This window comes from Avibacterium volantium (genome assembly GCF_049366555.1).
Lineage (GTDB): Bacteria > Pseudomonadota > Gammaproteobacteria > Enterobacterales > Pasteurellaceae > Avibacterium > Avibacterium volantium_A.
Window position 1 is genome coordinate 1 of the sequence record NZ_JBMMGT010000050.1, and the last position, 2716, is coordinate 2716.

Consider the following 2716-nt stretch of genomic DNA (forward strand, 5'->3'; position numbering starts at 1 on the left):
AGACTGTAAAAAGCCCTCTACGTCTTTTTCACCCGTTGAAAGTGCGGTGATTTTCCAGCGAGAAAGTTCATCGTTCCCGCCCTCTTTCATTCCTTTGGCTCGCCCTTTTTCGTTGAACAGTGAATAGGCGATATTTTCCACATCATAAATCTTTTTGGCTTGCCCCAATTCATCAAGGGTAATAAAGCCGTCATTTCTAGCCGCGGCTTCGTTGCTTAATGCGGTGGCGGTAGTGTTCCAACTCAAATCAATTAAATCAGGGTTGCCATAAAGACTATTAGCGATGTTTAGCGTGGTGGTTTTCCCCTTGCTCGAAGAATTGAATAAATGCACGCCAAAACTTTTTGCATTAATCAGGCGTAAAAGCGGGCTAGCTAAGGCGGTAGCAATACCTAACATCATAGACGTGTTTTTGTTGGCATAGCGGGCAATTTCTTGCTGCCAGCTTTCAAGCGTGCCTTTGGTGTCATAGCCGCCCGCATTGGCGCTTTTGTTTTTGAAGATTATAGGTTGGCTAGGTTCGCCCAAAATCTCACCGCTAGGCAATAAATACGCCCCATTATGCCAGCCTGTGGAATGCGTAACCGCCCAAGATTGCACATTCAGCCCCAGGGCGTGAAAATGCTCAACAAGGTTTTGTGCAATCCCTGTTTTCGGTGTCATTTTAAAGCCTTGGTTTTTGAGCAATCGCCAAGCGGTATCAGTGCCAAAATCACCGCAATTTATGGCTTCAATGCGGGGTTCTTTTTCGTCTGGATTGTGCCATTGGAAAATATAGAAATAATCGCCGTTTTCGTTTTTACCTTTGCCGACTAATTCCAGTTTATCGCAGATCCATTTCAAATCTTCTCGCAGCACCTCGCCCGTGTCTTTGTCTAGCTTTGGCACCACATAAAAAAGCCCCTCAAGTAGCCCATTCTCTCTATAATCAATGTAAGGCGATGTTTTCGGGGCGTTTTGGTCAATGCTGGCTTGTGCGATGATCTTTGCCGTTTCCGCTTCGCCTTTGCGTATGCGCTCAATATAGGGGCTGAAGTTTTCGATTAATTCCCCAGTTGCAACATTATGCAAAGAAACCACTTTTGCGGCGGTTTTGGTGGCTAAATTATGGCAAATTGCTGTGCGTTGGGGTTCGCTTAATTGCCCGCATTCAAACAGTTTAATGTATTCTTGCGTTTTCGGCGCAAGGGTTTGTTCGGGGATATTTTTAAGCGGATTTTCTCCAAAAATATAAGGCTTGAAATCGCAGCCTAATTTAAGCAAGTTTTCATTGAGCATTTGCCATAATGTGCCATTTCCGTTATCCCACGCTTGCCACGCTTCATCACCAATTAGAATGATTTGATCTTCTTGCGGTTTAGGTTTTGTGGGTCTGTATTTTCTTGTTCCGTTCATCATAATTTCTAACCTTTTTTGCGTTGCTCACCGCCTTAAATGAATAAGGCGGCGTGAATTAATTAAGCGGGTAATTGAGCCGTTTTGTTCCGTTTTGGCATTGTTTTGTTTGTTTGCCTTCCAAGACTTAAGCGATTGGTGGTTTTTTCCGTTGGAATATGTGCGGCTAAATAAACAACCAATAAAGGCAGCTTTGTGTACGTCATCATTGCCCCCCTTGCTCTAATAAGAACGTGCTGAACTGGTCGAACTCTCGTTCTAAATTGTCATTCAGCAATTGGGCGATAATCATCAAATCAAAATGAATGCACTGCTTGGCGTAAATCAGTTCCTTATCTTTTGAAGTCATATACTCTTGAAAATTACGATCCATTACTTCAAAAAGTGAGTTATTTAAGCCAATTAAGCCCTCTAAAGCTTGCAATTTGTCTGCTAGGTTCGTTTCTTCGCTTGGGCGTGGGCGATAGTGGCGCATTAGGTTGTTAATGCGTTGTATGCTTGTAAGGTTATTTTTAATGCACATAGTCGCCCCCTTTATCTTCCTTTTCTATTGGCGTGGTTGTTTTTATTCCTTGCTCTATGATTTTCATCATCGCTTTTAAGGTTTGTTGGCTTGAATACTCACTTAAGGCAGAATTGCTATATCTTGCTTCTCTAATTTCCTTAAGTGAGCTAAATGCGCTGTTGAGATTGTCTTTTGATAAGGCTTGCTTTGCTTGTTTAAGCAAAATTTCTATTGTTGATAACTCATCTAAAAGATCGGCTTTAGTGAAATTAGGCATTGTTCACCCCCTTAATGCGGGCAAAGCAAATCGCCTCTTGTGGAGTGAGGTTTAGGAATTGGCGCGCGTGCGCTTCGCTTTTGGCATAGGTTGAAACGTGTAGGCGAGAGCCGACTAATTGGAATTTGTAGATCATTGCTGATAGTCCTTGTGTTGAGTGATTAAGGGCTATCGCTAAACTTGTCACGATTTGGCGATAGCGTGTAGCAGGGTGACAAACTGGAACACAAGGTAAACCAGCCAATCGCAAGGATTGCCTACTACACGCCATCATTGAGAGAATCACCGCTGGGCGGTTTTCTTTGGGTGTGTGAAATCTACGAACAAAAAAAGCACGGGTTGGCGTGCTGTTCGCCTTGTGTATATTCAGCTTGTCACGGCTGGCTTTCGATTTTGCGAAAGCGAGAATACTGTAATTTTCAAAGGCGTTTTCTGTCAAGAAAAAATCTGCAAAAAAAGCACCGCACTTATAAAAAAATGGCGTGAAGCCCTTGATTTTCGGGCGTTTTGGTGTATTATGAAATTTATTCATAGCATTT

Annotated in this window: 5 protein-coding genes; all 5 read right to left on the bottom strand. The window is 42.8% G+C overall.

Annotated features, from left to right (window positions below; genetic code table 11):
- Positions 1-1398, bottom strand: a 1398-nt coding sequence (locus tag ACLS0A_RS10860) for a DUF927 domain-containing protein (protein WP_416083483.1), incomplete at its 3' end; no start/stop codon positions are given.
- 59 nt (positions 1399-1457) lie between these two features.
- Positions 1458-1604, bottom strand: a complete 147-nt coding sequence (locus ACLS0A_RS10865) for a hypothetical protein (protein ID WP_416083484.1) — start codon at positions 1602-1604, stop codon at positions 1458-1460.
- Positions 1601-1918, bottom strand: coding sequence for a hypothetical protein (locus tag ACLS0A_RS10870; RefSeq protein WP_416083485.1), 318 nt, complete (start codon positions 1916-1918; stop codon positions 1601-1603). Before ACLS0A_RS10870 ends, ACLS0A_RS10865 begins: the two co-directional genes overlap by 4 nt.
- The gene (locus ACLS0A_RS10875; RefSeq protein ID WP_416083486.1) at positions 1908-2177 is read right to left on the bottom strand and encodes a hypothetical protein; all 270 of its coding nucleotides are present in this window, start codon (positions 2175-2177) and stop codon (positions 1908-1910) included. Before ACLS0A_RS10875 ends, ACLS0A_RS10870 begins: the two co-directional genes overlap by 11 nt.
- Positions 2170-2716, bottom strand: a 547-nt coding sequence (locus ACLS0A_RS10880) for an ash family protein (protein ID WP_416083487.1), incomplete at its 5' end; no start/stop codon positions are given. The genes ACLS0A_RS10875 and ACLS0A_RS10880, both read right to left, overlap by 8 nt.